At 62.2% G+C, this 17,019-nt stretch carries 19 protein-coding genes; 8 read left to right on the forward strand and 11 right to left on the reverse strand.

Annotation, left to right across the window (positions count from 1 at the left end; translation table 11 throughout):
* Positions 1 to 31: 31 nt before the first annotated feature.
* Together ACRCUN_RS24430 and ACRCUN_RS24435 are read right to left on the reverse strand one after the other, a co-directional pair.
* Entirely contained in the window at positions 32 to 880 is an 849-nt protein-coding gene (locus ACRCUN_RS24430; RefSeq protein WP_462144190.1) for an MT-A70 family methyltransferase, read from the reverse strand.
* 116 nt (positions 881 to 996) lie between these two features.
* A complete protein-coding gene (locus ACRCUN_RS24435; RefSeq protein ID WP_462144191.1) occupies positions 997 to 1,677 on the reverse strand; it encodes a BglII/BstYI family type II restriction endonuclease in 681 nt (226 codons plus the stop codon).
* Between the two features lie 55 nt (positions 1,678 to 1,732).
* Between ACRCUN_RS24435 and ACRCUN_RS24440 the strand changes: the two genes are divergently transcribed.
* On the forward strand, positions 1,733 to 1,993 hold the full coding sequence (locus ACRCUN_RS24440; RefSeq protein WP_462144192.1) for a hypothetical protein: 261 nt from the start codon (positions 1,733 to 1,735) through the stop codon (positions 1,991 to 1,993).
* Between the two features lie 36 nt (positions 1,994 to 2,029).
* Here the strand turns inward: ACRCUN_RS24440 and ACRCUN_RS24445 are convergent, their stop codons facing one another.
* From ACRCUN_RS24445 to ACRCUN_RS24485, 9 genes are all read right to left on the reverse strand, one after another.
* Positions 2,030 to 2,542 (reverse strand): phage terminase small subunit, encoded by a 513-nt coding sequence (locus ACRCUN_RS24445; protein ID WP_462144193.1) that lies wholly within the window; start codon positions 2,540 to 2,542, stop codon positions 2,030 to 2,032.
* Positions 2,523 to 3,041, reverse strand: a complete 519-nt coding sequence (locus ACRCUN_RS24450) for a hypothetical protein (protein ID WP_462144194.1) — start codon at positions 3,039 to 3,041, stop codon at positions 2,523 to 2,525. The genes ACRCUN_RS24445 and ACRCUN_RS24450 overlap by 20 nt, the downstream gene beginning before the upstream one ends.
* 199 nt (positions 3,042 to 3,240) lie before the next feature.
* Positions 3,241 to 3,603, reverse strand: a complete 363-nt coding sequence (locus ACRCUN_RS24455; RefSeq protein WP_462144195.1) for an HNH endonuclease — start codon at positions 3,601 to 3,603, stop codon at positions 3,241 to 3,243.
* Between the two features lie 144 nt (positions 3,604 to 3,747).
* Positions 3,748 to 4,593 carry a phage major capsid protein gene (locus ACRCUN_RS24460; protein ID WP_462144196.1) on the reverse strand — a complete coding sequence of 282 codons (846 nt, stop codon included), beginning with the start codon at positions 4,591 to 4,593 and terminating at the stop codon, positions 3,748 to 3,750.
* 381 nt (positions 4,594 to 4,974) lie between these two features.
* Entirely contained in the window at positions 4,975 to 5,211 is a 237-nt protein-coding gene (locus tag ACRCUN_RS24465) for a hypothetical protein (RefSeq protein WP_462144197.1), read from the reverse strand.
* 244 nt (positions 5,212 to 5,455) lie between these two features.
* Complete coding sequence (locus ACRCUN_RS24470) at positions 5,456 to 6,805, reverse strand: AAA family ATPase (RefSeq protein ID WP_462144198.1); 1,350 nt, start codon at positions 6,803 to 6,805, stop codon at positions 5,456 to 5,458.
* 804 nt (positions 6,806 to 7,609) lie between these two features.
* Positions 7,610 to 8,179: a type II secretion system F family protein gene (locus ACRCUN_RS24475; protein ID WP_462144199.1), complete on the reverse strand. Its 570-nt coding sequence runs from the start codon at positions 8,177 to 8,179 to the stop codon at positions 7,610 to 7,612.
* On the reverse strand, positions 8,176 to 8,952 hold the full coding sequence (locus ACRCUN_RS24480; RefSeq protein WP_462144200.1) for a type II secretion system F family protein: 777 nt from the start codon (positions 8,950 to 8,952) through the stop codon (positions 8,176 to 8,178). The genes ACRCUN_RS24475 and ACRCUN_RS24480 overlap by 4 nt, the downstream gene beginning before the upstream one ends.
* Complete coding sequence (locus ACRCUN_RS24485; RefSeq protein WP_462144201.1) at positions 8,949 to 9,125, reverse strand: conjugal transfer protein TrbB; 177 nt, start codon at positions 9,123 to 9,125, stop codon at positions 8,949 to 8,951. Before ACRCUN_RS24485 ends, ACRCUN_RS24480 begins: the two co-directional genes overlap by 4 nt.
* Before the next feature lie 174 nt (positions 9,126 to 9,299).
* Between ACRCUN_RS24485 and ACRCUN_RS24490 the strand changes: the two genes are divergently transcribed.
* The 7 genes from ACRCUN_RS24490 to ACRCUN_RS24520 all read left to right on the forward strand — a co-directional run bounded on the left by ACRCUN_RS24490 (position 9,300) and on the right by ACRCUN_RS24520 (position 16,849).
* Positions 9,300 to 10,007: a hypothetical protein gene (locus ACRCUN_RS24490; RefSeq protein WP_462144202.1), complete on the forward strand. Its 708-nt coding sequence runs from the start codon at positions 9,300 to 9,302 to the stop codon at positions 10,005 to 10,007.
* A 61-nt stretch (positions 10,008 to 10,068) separates the two neighbouring features.
* The gene (locus ACRCUN_RS24495) at positions 10,069 to 11,316 is read left to right on the forward strand and encodes an ImmA/IrrE family metallo-endopeptidase (protein WP_462144203.1); all 1,248 of its coding nucleotides are present in this window, start codon (positions 10,069 to 10,071) and stop codon (positions 11,314 to 11,316) included.
* Positions 11,317 to 11,347: 31 nt separating this feature from the next.
* The gene (locus ACRCUN_RS24500) at positions 11,348 to 12,541 is read left to right on the forward strand and encodes a tyrosine-type recombinase/integrase (RefSeq protein WP_462144223.1); all 1,194 of its coding nucleotides are present in this window, start codon (positions 11,348 to 11,350) and stop codon (positions 12,539 to 12,541) included.
* Positions 12,528 to 14,759 carry a tyrosine-type recombinase/integrase gene (locus ACRCUN_RS24505; protein ID WP_462144204.1) on the forward strand — a complete coding sequence of 744 codons (2,232 nt, stop codon included), beginning with the start codon at positions 12,528 to 12,530 and terminating at the stop codon, positions 14,757 to 14,759. Before ACRCUN_RS24500 ends, ACRCUN_RS24505 begins: the two co-directional genes overlap by 14 nt.
* On the forward strand, positions 14,756 to 15,148 hold the full coding sequence (locus tag ACRCUN_RS24510; RefSeq protein ID WP_462144205.1) for a DUF6262 family protein: 393 nt from the start codon (positions 14,756 to 14,758) through the stop codon (positions 15,146 to 15,148). The genes ACRCUN_RS24505 and ACRCUN_RS24510 overlap by 4 nt, the downstream gene beginning before the upstream one ends.
* Before the next feature lie 416 nt (positions 15,149 to 15,564).
* Positions 15,565 to 16,509 carry an SDH family Clp fold serine proteinase gene (locus tag ACRCUN_RS24515; RefSeq protein WP_462144206.1) on the forward strand — a complete coding sequence of 315 codons (945 nt, stop codon included), beginning with the start codon at positions 15,565 to 15,567 and terminating at the stop codon, positions 16,507 to 16,509.
* A 115-nt stretch (positions 16,510 to 16,624) separates the two neighbouring features.
* Positions 16,625 to 16,849 carry a hypothetical protein gene (locus ACRCUN_RS24520; RefSeq protein ID WP_462144207.1) on the forward strand — a complete coding sequence of 75 codons (225 nt, stop codon included), beginning with the start codon at positions 16,625 to 16,627 and terminating at the stop codon, positions 16,847 to 16,849.
* Positions 16,850 to 17,019 lie beyond the last annotated feature (170 nt).

Consider the following 17,019-nt stretch of genomic DNA (forward strand, 5'->3'; position numbering starts at 1 on the left):
CTAATCGCCGGGGCGACTGCCGTCGCGAGGTTTAGTGACTGCCTTGCGTTCGGAATGTCGTCCCGGCGTTTTGCAGCAGTCGCCGTACCCGCGTGATGCTGTATCCGGTCTCGTCCACGATCTCTCGAATGCTTTTCCCGGACTCGTAGAGAATCCGCATCTCCTTACCGACACGTTCCCTCGTGGCGGGATCGAGTCGCACGTGCTTCGTCACAGCGGGGACCTCGATAGCGCCACCGCCATAGCCCTTGTGGACGCGGCCACGGGGTACCACGTCCTCGCCCGCCTCATCACCCCATCCGCTCCACCCTGGTTGCGGGTGCCGCGAGAACAGTTCGAGGTACGGGCCGGGTGAGCATGCCTCGATGAATGCGTATTGCTCATCCGGCTTACGCGAATGCTCGCGCTTACGGGTCTCGATCATGTTCACCTGGCTGCGTGCGTGTGGCAGCGTCCGCATGCTTCCCCGTACGCCGAACAGAATGATCTCCGTGACGTTCCGGAAATAAAAGCCCACACCACGGCCATCGGGGCCGCCGTCTTTACGCCGCTTCGCCCAGATCACATTCGACACGTAGCGATAGCCCCAGGCCTGCATGACGCGTATGCCGTCAGGGAGCAGTGCGTTTGGAACCCATAGATAGAGGTGAGCATCGCGTGCTGCGACCTGTGAAACGGGAATATCGCAGATCGCGTCAACGTCCAGCGTCGAGTAACGGTCAAGACGGCGATGCTCGGGAGCGACCTTGCCAGTCCGGTTTGTGAATCGCCACGGCGGATCAGCGAGGATTGTTTTCCAGCCCCCCTCGACGATGGGCAGTGGCGGCGGCTCGTTCGCCTCGCGAAGCGGTACGGCTCGAAGCGGCTTGATGTCGTCCATGGGGTCCGTCAGCGTCACTATCAGGTGCCTCTCTTTCGAACGAACAAAGTAGATCTTTCGAACAAAGTAGATCTGTCGGAGACTGTAAAGGAAACGCGGAATAAATGGGGGACGTGCTACTTGCCCGCGTGTCCTTCCCATGTGTTTCGAGTGATCGCAACGACCAGCACGGGGCACCCACCGCTGTCCCCGCGAGTCATCCGATCACGAACTTTCTCGATGTTGGTCGTTGTGGTGGTGCCAAGGCGTCTCGCAGCGTCGGCGTTCTTCAGGTCCTCCAGGGCGAGGTTGCGAATGCCGGCGTGGTCACGCGTGATGATCACTGCCACGTCAATCAGGCCGACCTCATACAACGACCGATACGCGCTGAGATCCCGGTCCAGATTGCCGTCCTTCGCGTTCCACTCAACATCCAGAGCGACGCGGCCCTTCATATTGTCGACTTCAAAGCCGGGGTTGCGGACCGACGATTCCAAGTACTTGTCTTCGTAGTCCCGCTTCGCCGCTGACAGCTTTCGCTCGCCCAGCAACCGCCATTCCGTAGTGATCCTGACAGCACTCCACCCCAGTTTCTCGAACGCGCTATCTAGCCGTATTGGAATCTGTCCCCGGTTCCCTCCGGGCGTCAGTATGTCGCTGCTGTAGAGAGTGAAGTCGGTAAGCACGTCGATGATCTCGGCGAACAGTTCAGGGTTGCTCGCCATGAGGACAGCGGCCGCGTTGCGAGTCTCCACGAACTGGTACCGACCACGCACTTCGGCCGGGACTACCTTTTCGTAAGACGTCGTGAGATCCACCCGAGGAAAAGTACCAGCGAGGTGTGGCCCACTCGACGGGAACGACGACAAGCACGTGGGGGAGTCGTCCGGTGCGATCATGCGCCGAGTGATGACGACGTACGAGACAGCTGCGGCCCTGGGCGTCACCGAGCGCACGATCTACCGCGTGATCAAGAAGACGGGAATGCGGTGGTACTTGCCACGCCAGCACCGAGGCGGGCCGTACCTGTTCGCGCCTGAGCAAGTCGTCGCACTCGCCGAGCACCTGAAGACACGCAATCGCGGGTACCTGAGGTCGGTCCTAACGCCCGCAACACGCGCCGACAACGAATGACGCCTGCGGCGACACGCGAGACGCGTACGGGTCAGCTCAGGCGTCAGACGATGCCTCGTCGTCCCGTGCGGCGCGAATCTCATCAAGGCCCGGAATCGAAGTGAGGCGGCGGACGTTGCCGGTCACGCCCACACGGCCGTTGATCCGATCAGCACGTCGCTTGGCTTCCTCGGCCTCGTCGGCTGTCACGAACATGATCCGCAGCCGAGCCCGATCAGCAGGAGTCACACCGAACTTCGCGAGCCGATTGCGAAGCTCACCGGCAATTCTCACGCTGCCCAAGCCCAGCCAGAACTGAGCGTGAAGGACTGCGGTGTCGAGCAGGTATGACCAGTCGTGGTCGGTGAATCCCTTCGCGAGCGGGGACCCCTCCCACTGCGCCCACCATTCATGGGTACGGGCCGGGAACTTGATCTTTCTTCCCTCGTAGCGGAAATACTCGGGAAGGTCTGGCTGCTCGACGTTCGGAATCTCGACCAGCTTGAACGGGACGCGCTCGGGATTGCCGCGTGCCCGAGTCTCGGGGTCTTTAGGGAGTGGTCCAGGCATTGAGATGAACCTCCAAATCTGGGTTGTCGAATGTGATGGGTTGGGCGGCCGAGGCGCTGGTGCGCTCGTGAGGTCCATTGCCGAAGTGCTGCGGTGGCCCTGCGTCATCAGGCGCAGTGCTGACGGAGAACATGCCGCCCTTGCTCCGGGCCACACGGTGAAGGTCAACGACCTCGTACGGCATCAGGGTGTAACCGCGCTTGGGGCGGTTGTCGAGCTGTAGGGCCTGCGAGTACGGGCCTGCGCTCTGAGTGCGACCAGTAATCGCGCCTGACTGCGCCTCATGCCATCGAAGAATGATGGCCCGCAGAATGGCTTTGATTGCGTCTGCCTTTTCCGGCTTGCCCTCCGGCGGCCAGCTGTCCTCGGCGATGATTGGTACGACTCCTGTTGCCTTGCCCCAGGCATCTTCGACGTAATCCTGGACAGTGTCCGCGTCCACACCAGGAAGCCGCCGCGCAATTTCGGCTTTACCTTCGCCTGCAAATGGGTTCTGCATTTGTATGCACCTCCGTGCGAATATCGTTGCACACAACCAAATTTCGAGGCAATAGCGCCGGTTTCAATGCGTTAAAGGCCAAGCCTTTCGAAGTCTCCGGAACTCGTCGCGAGTCCGAGCGTCAAAGCCTCTCCGGTGGCCAAAGGCAGTGCCGGGGGTGTCCCCCGCACGGGTAGTTCTCGCACGTACACACACAAACTCACACCGGGTCGTATCGGTCCTTGCGGCCAGGATGATTGCGGCGCGCACGTTCCTTCTTGTCCGCCTCGCGTGCGAGTGCGCGTTCATGCGCCTGCCTCGACGTGCGTCGTGCGTGACACTCAGGGCACAGCGATACGAGGTTGTCGTCATCGTCAGTGCCACCAAGGTATTGGGGCACAACGTGATCGACCTCGGATGCCGCGCCAGTGCATCCCACTTCCTTCGCCTGGCACGTGTGGTCATCACGCGTGAGGATGCGTGCACGTACGCGTGCCCACTCGTGTCGCGTGCTGTCGACCGTGCCACCGATGTGCTTGCTATTACGCTTGGGCCTGCGTGGTCTATGTCGTGTTACACCCATTCGATTATTCCGATCTGTGAGTATCCGGTGCTACATCTCATGTCGCTACCAAGAAGGGCCAACGCAGGGGGAAGAAACGTTGACCCTTCGAGGTCGGCGCACTGGTGCCACTCAGTGCTGCACGAGGGTGCAGCTATTCAGTTGTTAGTCCTCGGGGAGAGTGAGGACCTGCACGGCCTGCGGGTCGAGGAGGCCCACACCGAACCGGAACGTGGCGCGCAGAGCGACGTTGTCCGAGTCGAAGTAGAACTCGTCCGAGCGAGCAACCATCACATCGCCATAGGCCGACAGGATCTGGCCCTTGTCGATTACCGCGATCTTGTTGTCAGGCATCGCCGAAGTGATCAGAGCGGGCAACCCGAGCACCGTCTTCGGCCCGGATTCTGTTCCCGCTCCCAGCAGGTTTTCGTTGCTCCCCGTGCCCTTGCGCAGCTTGCGCACGTAGGCGTAGGAGTTCGGCGACGCGAGCACATGAGTGGCCACACCACCGGGCAGGCTCGTGACGAGCGTTTCCGCGTCGATCAGCGCATCGAGGTTGGTCCCGACCGGGCCGGCATCCTGCGCATGGGCCAACAGGCCTGCGGGCGGATACGTCGCCGGTGCGACCGGAGCAGCCGTCTGGAGCATCGCCTTATCGGCCTTGGCGATCAGCGCCCGCTTCTGGCCCTGCAGAATCGTGGTCAGCGCCTCGGGCTGCGCGATCTGCTCGCGCGAGACCTTGATGAGATGCGCGATCTTGCCCGTGTGCAGAACCAGTTCCGCGAGTTCCGGATCAGCCTCGTCGATGTTCTGGCCCTCCGGCACAAACCCGATGTCGTCCGGGTCGATGCGAATGGCCGGTACGCGAACGGCAGGACTGTCGCCCTCGACAAAGCCAGCCTTCGAGGTGATCTGGAGAATCAGCGCCTCGGGGATGACCTGTTCGGGCTTGACTCCGAGTACGTCGAGGCCCCAGGCCTTCGGCGAACCCGTGGTAGTTACGGTAGTCATTTTCTTGTGAGTTCCTTTTGGATGAGAGCACGGTTCATCGCCGCGCTTTGATGTCTGCTGGAATTCCCATCGCCAAGCGCCTATTCAGGAGGCGGGTCAATCAGCGCAGTGGCCAGGTGTGCGCTCATGGGACTATTCGGTTGTTCCGTAAACCCGTCGGCTTCACCGTTTCACGTCCGGTGAGAGACCCGTGTTTCAAATCCCGTCGGATTTCCGAATCTTGCCGCGCCCGGAATGCGTGCTGGCGACGTTACGCGCCGAAAATTTATCAGGCAATGGTTGAGTCGCACCGCGCTGTACGCGCCATAGCGGCGTCTATATTTCGCGCCGGTGTAATCCCCGACAACGCAATTCGACGGCGCCCTGCGACGCACTGAGGTACTAGTACAGGTCCTCGTCAGTGTCATCGTCATGCGCCGTGCCGACGAAACCGGCTTCATACGCGCCCGTGACCACACGCTCCATGCCGAGTAGGCCTTCGACGTTCGGGTCTTCGATCGGCCGCGTCTCGTGCGTCACGATGGTGTGAGACTGCGCGGTGAGCTTCCTGTATCGCTCGTACTCGGCGCACGGAAAGCGCTCGGGGTGTTCGATGCCGTGCTCTTCGCAGATGGTCATTTTGGTACCTTTCTGATTGTCCTCGCCACCTCGATTTGTAATCGCGTTTGTAATCAATGTGTGCACATTACAACGTTACAAAGTTACAAAAGTACAAACAGGTGGCGAGTGAGTAGCTGTTTTAATTTTGTAGATCTAAAAATGAAAACACGTATACGCTGCGGTGACGTCGAAAAGGCACTCCCTTCGATTTGTAACTTTGTAACTTTGTAACGGCTGATTGTGCACACGACATGTACAAACATCACCCTGCCAAAGACCACAACCCGATCCGGCCACCGTGTTTACGAGGCCCTGCGTCGCCAGCGTCGGTGATCTTCGCCCAGGCCTTGTCGAAGGTCGGCGGACTGAATGCGTCGTCACCGCGTTCGCGCTTGCAGGCGGCGATCACGTCAGCTCGCGAGGTCGGCCCCTCAGCCTTGAGGAAGTCGCGCAGCCAGGCCTCGCACGTGATGCGCGGCTGTGCAGGTTTGCGCTCGTTGGCGACGCGAGTACGCAGCGCTTCCTCGGGCGTGTAGTCGGCCTCGCCCAACCACTCGATGGTGGCGATCTCGACCTGCTTGCCCTCAATCACCATGGGCACGCTGACGGGCCTGAACATCAACGGTGTGCGATCACCGGTCATGTTGCCCTTTTGGACGCCCACGATGCGCCTGGCGTCCCTTGGCTTGCCCTTGTCGTCGTCCGGGTGCAGCACCAGCGCGATGAACGACCGAGCGATCTGCGACCATGCGCGGTTGCCGCCCAATAGCTTCGACGGGTCCGACGACTCCAGCTTGGTGAAGTGCTTGATCGCCAACAGCGTGACGCCATCGGTGTGGCACAGGTCGTCGATGAGTGGCTCGAGCACCTCGCGGAGCACTTCCTCTTTCTCGACATTCTTAGCGCCCATGTGGCTCGTCATTGGGTCGAACAGCACCAGCGCGGCGTCGTGCTTTCTGATCGCCGCTCGGAGCGCTCGGACGTGTTCAGGGTCGGTCAGGTCGAGAATCCGGCCTTTCTCGTCGCGGTGCTCCGCCTTGGGCTTGATCGTCCTGACTCGCGTGATGTCAGCTCCGGCCGCGATGAGTCGAGGCTTGATCGACTTGTTCCAGCTTTCCTCGCCTCCGAACCACAGAACGGTCTTCGGCTGGTCGTAGTACTCACCCGCCAACTTGCCGTGCGTGATGTCGGCGACGATCTTGGCCGCAAGGGTCGACTTCATCGAGTCCTCGTAACCGCCGAGAATTGAGAACTCACCTTTCGGAATGCGGTCTTCCCACATCCACCGAACAAGTTCCATTTCACCCGATGCGTCCATGTCGTCCCATCCCTCTAGATCGCCGCCTTCGAATTTTTTTGCCGGCCTCACCGCCTTGCCTTTCTGTGCCCAGGCTTCGTGCCATAAGTGCGTCAGTACGCCGTCCACATCAGCGCCGAGATGCGTGTGGTACGGCTTCGACAGTGCGACGAATTGCGAGCGATAGCCTTCTTGGTTTCTGAGTCTTAGGGCGAGTTCCCGGAGGTGTTCGAGAACTATTGGCTTGATGCCAGTCAGGTCCGCTACTGCGCGTTCCGTCTGCGAAACTGTCGGAGGTAGCGAGTTGACGAACACCCGGTGTCCCCAGTCGCCGCATTGGCCGAAGTCGATGACTCGCGGTTCAGGTCTCCTCGTCATAAGGGATCTCCAATTGCTCCGCTTTACGCCGCGCTCTCAGGCGCGCCTTTGATGCCTTTTGACGGGCGACTTCCTTCGCTCTGAAGTCCGGGTCTTGCAAGCGTCGCCGTCGCCTGTCGTTGTAAGCTTCGCGGTATTCGGCATATCCCGGTTCTCCTTTCTTGGGCGGTGGCATACCATTGTTCCTCTCGTATTCTTCTGCGTACTTCTGACACAATTATGAACCAGAAGAACTCCCAGGCGCTATATTGCGAAATAACGTGCGAAAATGCACCAATCATGGGAGTTTGAGAAACGGGAAAGGCCCGACCCCGCACCAAAAGAAATAGCGTGGGACCGGGCCCGCATTATCTCTACCCGGACCCCATATCAATAGCCCACATGTGTCCATTAGGGCACCAATACAGCTCGATGTCGCGCGTGTCTAGGAGAGGTCGGCGACAGCACGCGCAGTGGGCCTCCCCGTACCGCTCCCATAAGTGCCACACCGTCGCAACAGACAATGCCCCGCAGTCGGAGCATTCGAGTTGGGCGGGTTCGTCTGGGTCGTCGTTCACGCACAGTTCCCAACCCAGATCACGGTACGATTGGACCCTGTTCGACATTGCTTCCTCCTCGGTAGAAAAACTAAGCATTCGCGTATTCGACGGTCGACATGCCGGACTCGTCCACCATCAACATCGTCATGCGCGCCTGCGCTCGTTGAATCAGTTTGTCTGCCATTGATTTTCCTCTCTATTTTCACAACAATCCCGAACCGAGTACGTCACCGGCGAGTCCGACGACCACGGGCACAATGCCGAGGCACAGAAACGCAGGCAGGTAGCACAGCCCGAGCGGACCGGCGACGAGCACCGACGCTCGTTCAGCGGCGGCGTCTGCCGCGGCTGCCGCATCGTGGCGGGACTGGCCGGCCAGCTCGGCCACTCCGTGCGCGAGCGCGGTGCCCGAGGATGCCGACCGGCGAGCCAGCCGCAGCAGCGCATCGACGTTCTTGTCATGTGGCAGGGCGTCGTTCGCCCACGCGACCGCGGGGTCGGCTCCCAACGCCAGCAGGTCGGCGGCACGCGTGAGTAGCGCGGCGAGTGACGGCGGCGCAGACGGCGCGGCAGCCGAGGCTGCATTCGACACGGCCATGCCCGCGGTCAGGCACGCGGCGAACAGGTCGAATGTCGATGCGGCCGCGAGCGGATCGTCATTGTCGGCCCGCCGCGGCCCGCGTGCGGCCGCCGCCACCGGGGCCAACCGGTTGCGCGAACGGCCAGAACCGATCAACAGCGCTGTGGCGAGAAGCAATGCGGCCCAGCTCATTTAAGTGCTCCCGCGGTGATGCGATCAGACCACAGCAGGCCGGCACACGCCAGCAGGACGCCGATGACGAGGAGCCAGCCGCCGACTCCTGGCGCGAGCAGGAAGCCGATCGGGTCGGCACCGATCAATTGCCCGAGCCCGACCCCGACCACCGGCAACCCGGCCAGCACCGCCGCGGTGGTTCGCGGTCCCGCCATCGCCGCACGGACCCGTGTCGAAAAGCGTTCGCGCTCAATGATGTCCTGTTGGGCAGTACACATCAACGTGGCGATCGACAGCCCGTGTGCCTGCGCCAACCGCCAGCAGGCCGCTAGCCGTTTCCAATGCATCGGCAACCGTGACTGTGCGGCCACATCGTCGAGGCCCGCGGCGACGTCGGCCCCGAGCCGTGCACGGGCCGCGACGGCCCGCATGCCGTCGCCAACCGGCCCGGATACCTCTCCCGCGGCGGTGCTGAACGCGTTCACCGGGTGCGCACCGATGCGCAGTTCACCGACGAGCACGTCGAGTGCTGCCTGCAGGGCGGCGGATTCATGCTCACGCCGCAGGCGCGCGGCACTGTGGCGACGCCGTACCGTCACGGTCCCCGCGACTGCGCCGCCCGCGAGTGCGACCGACACTGGTACCGCCAACGCAAGACCCACACCGACGACCACCACGACGGGCAATGCGCGCAGGCGCGGCGAGCGCATGCGCCTCAACTCGGTGAGCCGCCGCGGTGCGGCCGGCCAGACCAGCAACGCCGCTGCCAGTGCCAGGGCCGCCGCACTCACCGCATCCCCCGTTCGGCGAGCATTCGCTGGAGACAGTCTGCACCGCAACCAAATCCGCTGTCCGCGTGCCATGCGGTCAGTACGTCGAGGGCACCGTCAGCGGTCCGGCGCAACACCGCGATCTCGGCGAGCCGGCGACGCCCGGTGTGGTCCCGGCCGACGTGGAGCAACACCTGCAGCCCTTATCTGTAGTTAATTCGCAAAATCAACACCTATATGCCTGTTCATCTGCATATTTATCGTCAGCTACATGTACTCTAAGAGGGTGCGTAGCAAGTTCAACTCCCTCGCCACACCACGACGGCGTGTTGCTTGCACTCTCTGTTTTTGTGTGCGAAATTCGCCGTGTGAACCTACAGGAGCGGTTGCGCAAGGCGGTATCGGATCACGGGCCGTCGTTGGCAACTCTGCGCTACGACTTGGAGGTGGTGATCCCCAAGGTCGGCCAGATGTGGCAGGAATGGTTCGACAATCCACTAGACATTCACGGGCAGGCGTTTTGCACGTGCGTGCGCCAGGTGGTGCTGAGGAAGCGCGAGTTGCGTCCACCGATTCCTGGAGACACGTTGCTGACAACCCGCGGCAGTGGGCTGTCAGTGCAGATCGCCGATTCCCGGGGCATGGAACTGCGTGCACGGCGGTGGCCGGCGAAGATGCTGCACGGCGAGCGAGTGCGAATCGTGACCAACCCCACCGGAGGCGAGCTTCCGGTGCTTCGGCCGAAGGCTGGGGTCGACGAGCAGATGACGTTGGACGAGCACGAGCCAGCAGAATTGTTTCCTTCGCCGATTGTGACTCCGGCCGGTACACCGGATATCTTCGCCCTGTGGTGGCCGACCGACGATGGATGGGGATTGTCGGAGGCCGTGTTGGCGTTCGTGGTGGATGTGGACAACGCGTCGCGGGTGCAGATTCTGGCAACCGAGCCGCTGCCTCCGGTCACGCACTCACCATTGGTGACTCCGCTGGCGCAGGGGCACGGTCCGAAGGACGACTTCGCCGAATACGAGAAGCCGGTGCTGGGCACAGGCGACGATCCCGACGAGTCCGCTTAGGGGATTGCGCTGCCGGGGGGCGATGCGAATGTCAGCGGGTGGCTGTTGAATCGAGGTCGCAATGAAGACGACCGTGGACGTGTACGGATTGCGGGTCAATCAGGCCCGGGTCATGCGCGCGATGACCGCCACAGCAGTGATGGAAGCGTTGGGCTGGAAGCACTCTCGTTTGAACCGGCTGGAGAAGTCGACCACCACGGCGTTGCCGGTGGAAGATTTCGACCGGCTGGTCGCGGTACTTCGGTTCCCGGCGAAGTTCTTCACCACGGCCCCTACGTCGAGGGTGCACCAGTCGGATCTGCTGTTTCGGGCGCCGCGGTCGATCACCGCCACCGAGCGGGAGTATCTGGCGCAGTTCGCGGCGCTGGCCGGGGAGTTCCTCGACGAACTCAATGGCCGCACCCAGCTACCTGCGGTGAAGTTGCCGATACTTCCGATCGAGACCCCGGTGGAGCAGGCCGCGCGAACGGTCCGGTCCAGTTGGGGCGTGGAGCACGATCAGCCAATCGAGTACCTGACTCATGAGATCGAACGCAGCGGCGCGGTGGTGGTGGTGCGCCGATTGTTGACCTCCTCGTCACGGCGGATACTCGGCGACGGAGATTCCACCGGCAAGATCGACAAGCACCTGGGCTACTCGGTGCGTGTCGGAGAGTTCAATACCCGGCCGTTGATCGTTGTGCGGCAATCGAATTCATGGGAACGCACCCGGTGGACACTAGCCCATGAGGTTGGCCATCTTGTGCTTCATGCTTCGGGCAGCGTCACCGAGACATGCGAGGAGCAGGCGTCGCAGTTCGCCTCGGAGTTATTGGCGCCGGCCCAGGTGCTAGCCAAAGAAGTGTCGCGAGCACCGTCGTTGGCGGAGTTGTTGCCGGTCAAGGCCAAGTGGGGTGTGTCGCTGGGGGCGCTGATCAAGCATCTGCATACCTCAGAGTTGTTGACCGGACCGCGGTTTGAAGCGTTGCGCCGCCAGCTCTACACCCGCATCAATCCGGATACCGACACGACGTGGGGACGGGTGGAGCCCGGGTGGAACGACCGCGAGGTGGAGCGGCCACGATTGATCAGCAAGTGGTTGGAGATGGCGTTTTCGGCGCGCTCGGCGGCGATGCTGGCCCCGTATGACTTGGTGTGGCCCCAGGATCTGCTGGAGGATTTCATGGCCGGTCAACGTGCCGCCCCAGGTGTCGTTGCTCCGCGTATGGCGGCGGGGCGTGGCAACGAGGCGTCGGTCCGGACCGTGGCATCGGTGGCCGGCACCGGCGGCAATGTGATCCCGCTGAGACAGCGAAGCCGACGAGGCTAAGGCACAAGAGGTCGGGGGGCCGGTGGCAAGGGTGCAGCGGGTGATCTTTCCAGGTGAACCTGTCACCTACACGATCGTCGGCGCCGATCATCTTCCGGTGCCCCCGGCTGCGGAGTACTTGAGTTTTCTGCGCGAGGGAGGTGCTTCCCCGCACACGGTGCGCGGCTACGCTGCCGGGCTGGCGCGGTGGTTCACGATGCTCGAGCACACCGGCCATCGGTGGGATGACTTCCCCACCACGCTGTTCGGGCAGTACCTGCAATATCTGCGGACCGGGGATCTGCCCGGAACACCACGCATCGGTGCCCCCGAGATCAAGATGGTGCCCAGTTCCTTGCAGCCGCGGGCGGCTGCGGTGCTGTCGATGTACCGCTATCACGCTGATGCCGGCACCACTGAGGTGCCTTATCGGCGATTGTTCACCCAGCGAGGCAGTTGGCGGCGCCAGAACCGCTACGTCGGATTCCTCGACGGCGTGGGGCCACACCGCAACAGTGACCACCCGGTCTATCCCGTGCGCAACCCGCGACGATCGAGCACCCCTGTGCTGTCCCCTGCTCAGGTGAGCACCATCCTCGACGGCTGCTCGGTGCAGCGTGACGGCGACTGGACCGGTGGGCCCGTCGCGGTGCGCAACCGATTGTTTTTCGCCGTGCTGGCTGAAACGGGAATGCGCCTAGGCGAAGCCTTGTCACTGCGGCACAACGACTTTCACATCGGTGCCGGAGCGACACCGTGGATCGACATCGTCGAGCGCCAGGATCATCCACATGGCGCTCGGGTCAAGACCGGGCCGCGGCGGATCTATGTCGGCGATGACCTTGAGGCCCTGTATTCAGAGTATGTGTGGCAGCTGGTCGCGATGAACGCCGACCAGGTGGTCGACGATCTATCGAATCATTTCATGTTCGTCAATCTGCAACGGGGACATCAGTTTTCGCCGACGCGCCCCGAGAACGTCTACGAGAAGGTGCGGGGGCTGCGCAAAGCCCATCCGAGCCTGCCGGCGGATTGGTCGCCGCACTGGTTGCGCCACACTCACGCCACCGCGCTGCTGCTGGCGGGGGTGCCTGAGCATGTGGTGATGCGGCGTCTGGGCCACGCCGACGTGCAGACGACCCTGTCGACCTACGGATGGGTCACCCAGGACGCGGCGATGCGCTCATTGGCCGAGTGGAAGAACTACGTCGCCGGATGGAAAGGGCTTCACGATGGTCAGTCATGAGAGCCGCCTGTCCAGGACTACCCGGGAACTCAACGCGACAGCGTGGCAGGCGCAATGGGCTCTGGTGCCCACCGAATGGCGCCGACCGGTGTACCAGATCCACCTGCCACCGGCCGATCGGGTGTTCCTCAGCCGCATAAACGACCTGCCCCCTGCTGTGGCCAACGGGATGTACGACTTCACTCCCGAAGCCACACCGGCGCGGTTCGCCGACGAGATCGCCTGGTGGGTCTGGGTGTGCTACCACGAAGGGCTGCGCAAGATCGAGCATTCCCTGCTGCGCTGGGCCACCCAGGCCATCAGTGCCACCGCTGCAGAGTTTCGCGATCGGCACGGGCATCAACCGGCAAGTATCACCGACCTGACCGTCAACGACATGCTGCGCCAGGCGATGTTGGTGTTCGAGCGGCGCAACGCACGGTTGCCCGCCACAGGCACGCGTCGCAACGTCGTGGGCCTGATCGAGCATCTGCACATGTATCTGTCGGTGCGTGGTGCCGCCATCGACTGGTGGGCATATGACACCTGGGATCTGCGCGCCGATCCACGGATCCCGCAACGCGAGCACGAACCGTGCCACGAGAAATCGGTGCGTATCGGAGCGATCGAACCGCAGTGGCTGCGTGAAGGTGCGCGGTTTTGGCTGCGCACCTGCCTGGACGCCGAGTTGCTGCGCTGGTCTTCTGCAGTCGATCGCGCCCGCGAGATGGCACGCCACTTCGGCGCATTCGCCGCCGAGCGTGGCTACACCGATCCCGCCCTATCCGAGGACCCCGCGCAGCTGCGACTGATATTCACCGCGTACAGCGAATACCTGCGCTCCCCGGCCGCTGCCGCCAGACCCGACAAGCCGTTGTCGGCCACCGCGATCGGCGACAGCCAGTCACAAATTCAGAGCTTCTACACGTTCATGCTCGACCATGCGCCCGAGGCCGCCGCAGCGACCGGTAACCCACGCTGGGAGAACTTGACCGCGGCGCACACCCGGTTGTGGGGACCGGCTTTTCGCACCCGGCGCGCTCACCGCATCCGGGAATTGACGTGGTATTCGACCGGCGACCTTCAGCAGATGCTGGCCTACCTCGACGTGCTGGCCGCCCAGCGGGGCGCTCTCGTATCGGTGACGCACCCCGACGGCACGGTGTCACTGATCAAAGGACTCGGTGACCCGCAGGCCGCACGGATCTGGCTGCTGCAAGCACTGACCGGACGACGGGCCTCAGAAATCCTCATGCTCGACCACAACCCGCTAGAAGCCATCCCCGGGGCCGCCCGGCCCGCCTGCTCCAACGATCCGGATGCCTTTGTCGCCAAACTGCGCTACCAACAAACCAAAGTCGACGGGGTCATCCCCACCATCCTGGTCGAGCAGGCGGTGGTCAACGTGATCCGAGAACAGCAGCACTGGCTGGGTGACAACCACCCCAGGCTCTCACCGAAATATCTGTTCATCGGTGTCAAACAGAACCTGGCCGGGCGCCGACCTCGCCCGTATGCAACGTATCGGGCTTCCTTGGACAAGCTCGACGGCATCCACGGCCTGACCGATACCGCGGGAAACCCGTTGCGGTTCACCCAAACCCACCGGCTGCGCCACACTCGGGCCACCGAACTTCTCAACGACGGCGTTCCGCTGCACGTGGTTCAGCGCTATCTCGGTCACAAGAGCCCCGAGATGACCATGCGCTATGCGGCCACACTGGCCGCGACCGCCGAGGCCGAGTTCCTCAAACACAAGAAGATCGGAGCTCACGGGGCCACGATCGAGATCAGCCCGTCTGACATCTTGGACATGACCCAGCTGTCGGTGCGCACCGACCGGGTGCTGCCCAACGGGGTGTGCCTGCTGCCGCCTCTGAAGTCGTGCGACAAGGGCAACGCCTGCTTGTCATGCGGGCATTTCGCCACCGACGCCACCCACATCGATGAACTCAGAGACCAGCACGCCAAGACCACCGCGTTGATCGAGATTAGACGTCAGCAGTACCGCCAACGTACCGGTCGCGAACTCACCGATGAGAACGTGTGGGTCGCCGAACGCCTGCGCGAATTGCATTCCCTGCAAGCAATCCTGGATCGGCTGACTGCAGATCAAGCCACCCACCAGGAAGCGATCGCTCGGGCCGGAACTACCAACCGGATTCCGCTGCAACCTGTCGCCACCCGCGGTGCGCACGACTCTGCACTGCGCAAAGCCCATCCCCACACCCCCCTATGACCGTCACCCAAGCGTCACTCAAGGCACTCAAGGCCAGCGCCCGCAAACGCAGCGACGACGTCGACGCCCGGATCGAACGGGCCCTCAAGGAAATGCGCAAACAGGGCCTTGAAATCACCATCAGCGGCCTGGCCCGCCACGCCGGAGTGTCACGCAGTGTTATTCATCGACGCACCGAACTCCGAAAACAGATCCACACTCTCCCGCCGCTAGCTGCCGCCCCAGATCCGGCACCACCGCCAGCGACTGACTCCGAGAGCAGCATCGTCGCGGCATTACGGACCCGGCTCAAGGCACGAGACACCCAGATCACCGAACTGAAAGCCCAACTGCGCGAACGCGACCACATCATCGCGACCCTGCACGGCGAACTGGCCCGCAAGTCCTGACGCGGATACGAATGCCAGTACGCCACCGCGCGCGCCAGCCTCAACAGTTCGGTGACCTCGACAACTCCAAACCCACAAGCCCAGGAAACAGTCGGCTTGCGTCGCACAGGGCAACCGTGCACCCACACCACCACGGTCAAGACGCGGCGGGCAGTACCGACGAACTCGGCGACCGCATCTACACGAAAGCCAACCGCCCCCGACTTTGTCGGGGGCGGTTGCTCCTGTGATGCGCGCCGCCTGTCGAAATTTTTGTCGGAACATGGTTGTACAACTGAGACAGAAGGTGTTATGCCGGGTAACCGGTATGTGGCAATATTCGGGTTGTACAGCAGCGGAAGGGGGTTGATGATGGCGTCATCGCGCTCCAACAATGACCGCCCGGTTTTGGATCAGCCGAGGGGGACTGACCCGAAGTGGCAGGAAAAGATCACAAAAGCAAGGGAAGCCCGGGACATGGGGCGGTCGATTCGTCAGGGCAAGCCAAAGAGCTTCCGCCAATCAGTGGGATAGCCCGCACCCCACTTTTTACTGCACAGCACTCCGAGCGGTACGCCCGCCAGCAGTTGATTCGGGAATACGAAGTTGAAGTTGGCGCGAACCTTGTGGTCATGCTGGACCAGATTTTTCCGCCCAACATGACATACCTGGAAGAGCTCATCTTCGACTGCGACAGGTCAAAGCCACTGCACGTACTCCTGGCGTCACCCGGTGGTGACGGTGAAACGGCAATCAGGATGGTCCGGTCCATGCAATCGCGATGCTCTGACCTCACTGTTCTCGTGCCGGACATGGCAAAAAGTGCCGCGACGTTGCTATGTCTGGGTGCAGACAAGATCATGATGGGCCCAGCCGGCGATCTTGGACCAGTCGATCCACAATTTCAGATCGGCGGCCGAAGTCTTGCCAGCGCTAAAGAGATCGTCGCCGCGATCGATGAAGCTGAGCGCCGTGTCAAAGACAGCCCCGAGACATTTCCCCTGTTCGCCGGGCTACTCAGCGATGTCAACATGTTGATGGTCGAACAGGCACGTAGCGCCCTGGACCGAACTGAGGCGCTGGTGCGCGAGGCGTTGAGCTGTTGCGAGACCCGGTCTGCAGGCGAGGTCGAGAAGTTGACCAGCGCCCTCAAGGCGCCGTTGATCGCTGACCCCGCAAGCCATTCAGCCGTTATCGATGCGAAGGCCGCGGCAAGTTTCGGGTTGCCGGTCGAGTCGTTCGATCCATCATCGGACCTGTGGGAGCGTGTCTGGAGCCTGTGGACCCGCTATTTCGCAATGGGATGTTGGCCGGCCGGCCCCACTGTCGTATACGAAGGTCGCCGAGCATCGCACATCTTCCCTCCGATCAACGGGAACTAGAGCAGCAAATCCCGATATCAAGACCAGTAGCTAGGCTCGCTCACAATTGAACTACAGGCCTGTAACAGCAGGTCAGATGTGGTCACTCACACTTTGAAGCAGGTAGGATTGATGCATGGCAACAACCGCGAACAACCGAGGGCCCAAGCACCTTCTGGCCTCGATCGAACGCGGGCTGGATCGGATGTTGGGGGATCCAGTGCCACGAATTCGCGAGATGCGGATGACGCTCGAACAGTCACAGGTCAATCACCAGCACCGTATCCAGGTGCGGTCGACCGAAGTCAGGGAGACGTTGAACCTCGCGGAGCGCTACCTGAGGAATCTCCCGAAGTCCTAGGACCAGCGGAGCTCATAGCACGTATCGATCGGCTCACCGCCCAGGTCGAATACTCCTGGTCAGGTCCTATGGCTCGACCTGAGGACATGGATAAGTACCGGCAGATGGTGCCGGATGCGCCTGAACGAATCTTTCGGATGGCCGAATCGCAGACGGTTGATGCATCCAAG

This window comes from Mycobacterium venezuelense, from assembly GCF_054919535.1.

Coding starts and splice junctions, on each gene's coding strand:
- ACRCUN_RS24505 (WP_462144204.1), top strand. CDS start 12,528: ATGGTCAGTCATGAGAGCCGCCTGTCCAGGACTACCCGGGAACTCAAC.
- ACRCUN_RS24465 (WP_462144197.1), bottom strand. CDS start 5,211: ATGACCATCTGCGAAGAGCACGGCATCGAACACCCCGAGCGCTTTCCG.
- ACRCUN_RS24445 (WP_462144193.1), bottom strand. CDS start 2,542: ATGCCTGGACCACTCCCTAAAGACCCCGAGACTCGGGCACGCGGCAAT.
- ACRCUN_RS24510 (WP_462144205.1), top strand. CDS start 14,756: ATGACCGTCACCCAAGCGTCACTCAAGGCACTCAAGGCCAGCGCCCGC.
- ACRCUN_RS24455 (WP_462144195.1), bottom strand. CDS start 3,603: ATGGGTGTAACACGACATAGACCACGCAGGCCCAAGCGTAATAGCAAG.
- ACRCUN_RS24430 (WP_462144190.1), bottom strand. CDS start 880: ATGGACGACATCAAGCCGCTTCGAGCCGTACCGCTTCGCGAGGCGAAC.
- ACRCUN_RS24460 (WP_462144196.1), bottom strand. CDS start 4,593: ATGACTACCGTAACTACCACGGGTTCGCCGAAGGCCTGGGGCCTCGAC.
- ACRCUN_RS24520 (WP_462144207.1), top strand. CDS start 16,625: ATGGCAACAACCGCGAACAACCGAGGGCCCAAGCACCTTCTGGCCTCG.
- ACRCUN_RS24475 (WP_462144199.1), bottom strand. CDS start 8,179: ATGAGCTGGGCCGCATTGCTTCTCGCCACAGCGCTGTTGATCGGTTCT.
- ACRCUN_RS24450 (WP_462144194.1), bottom strand. CDS start 3,041: ATGCAGAACCCATTTGCAGGCGAAGGTAAAGCCGAAATTGCGCGGCGG.
- ACRCUN_RS24495 (WP_462144203.1), top strand. CDS start 10,069: ATGAAGACGACCGTGGACGTGTACGGATTGCGGGTCAATCAGGCCCGG.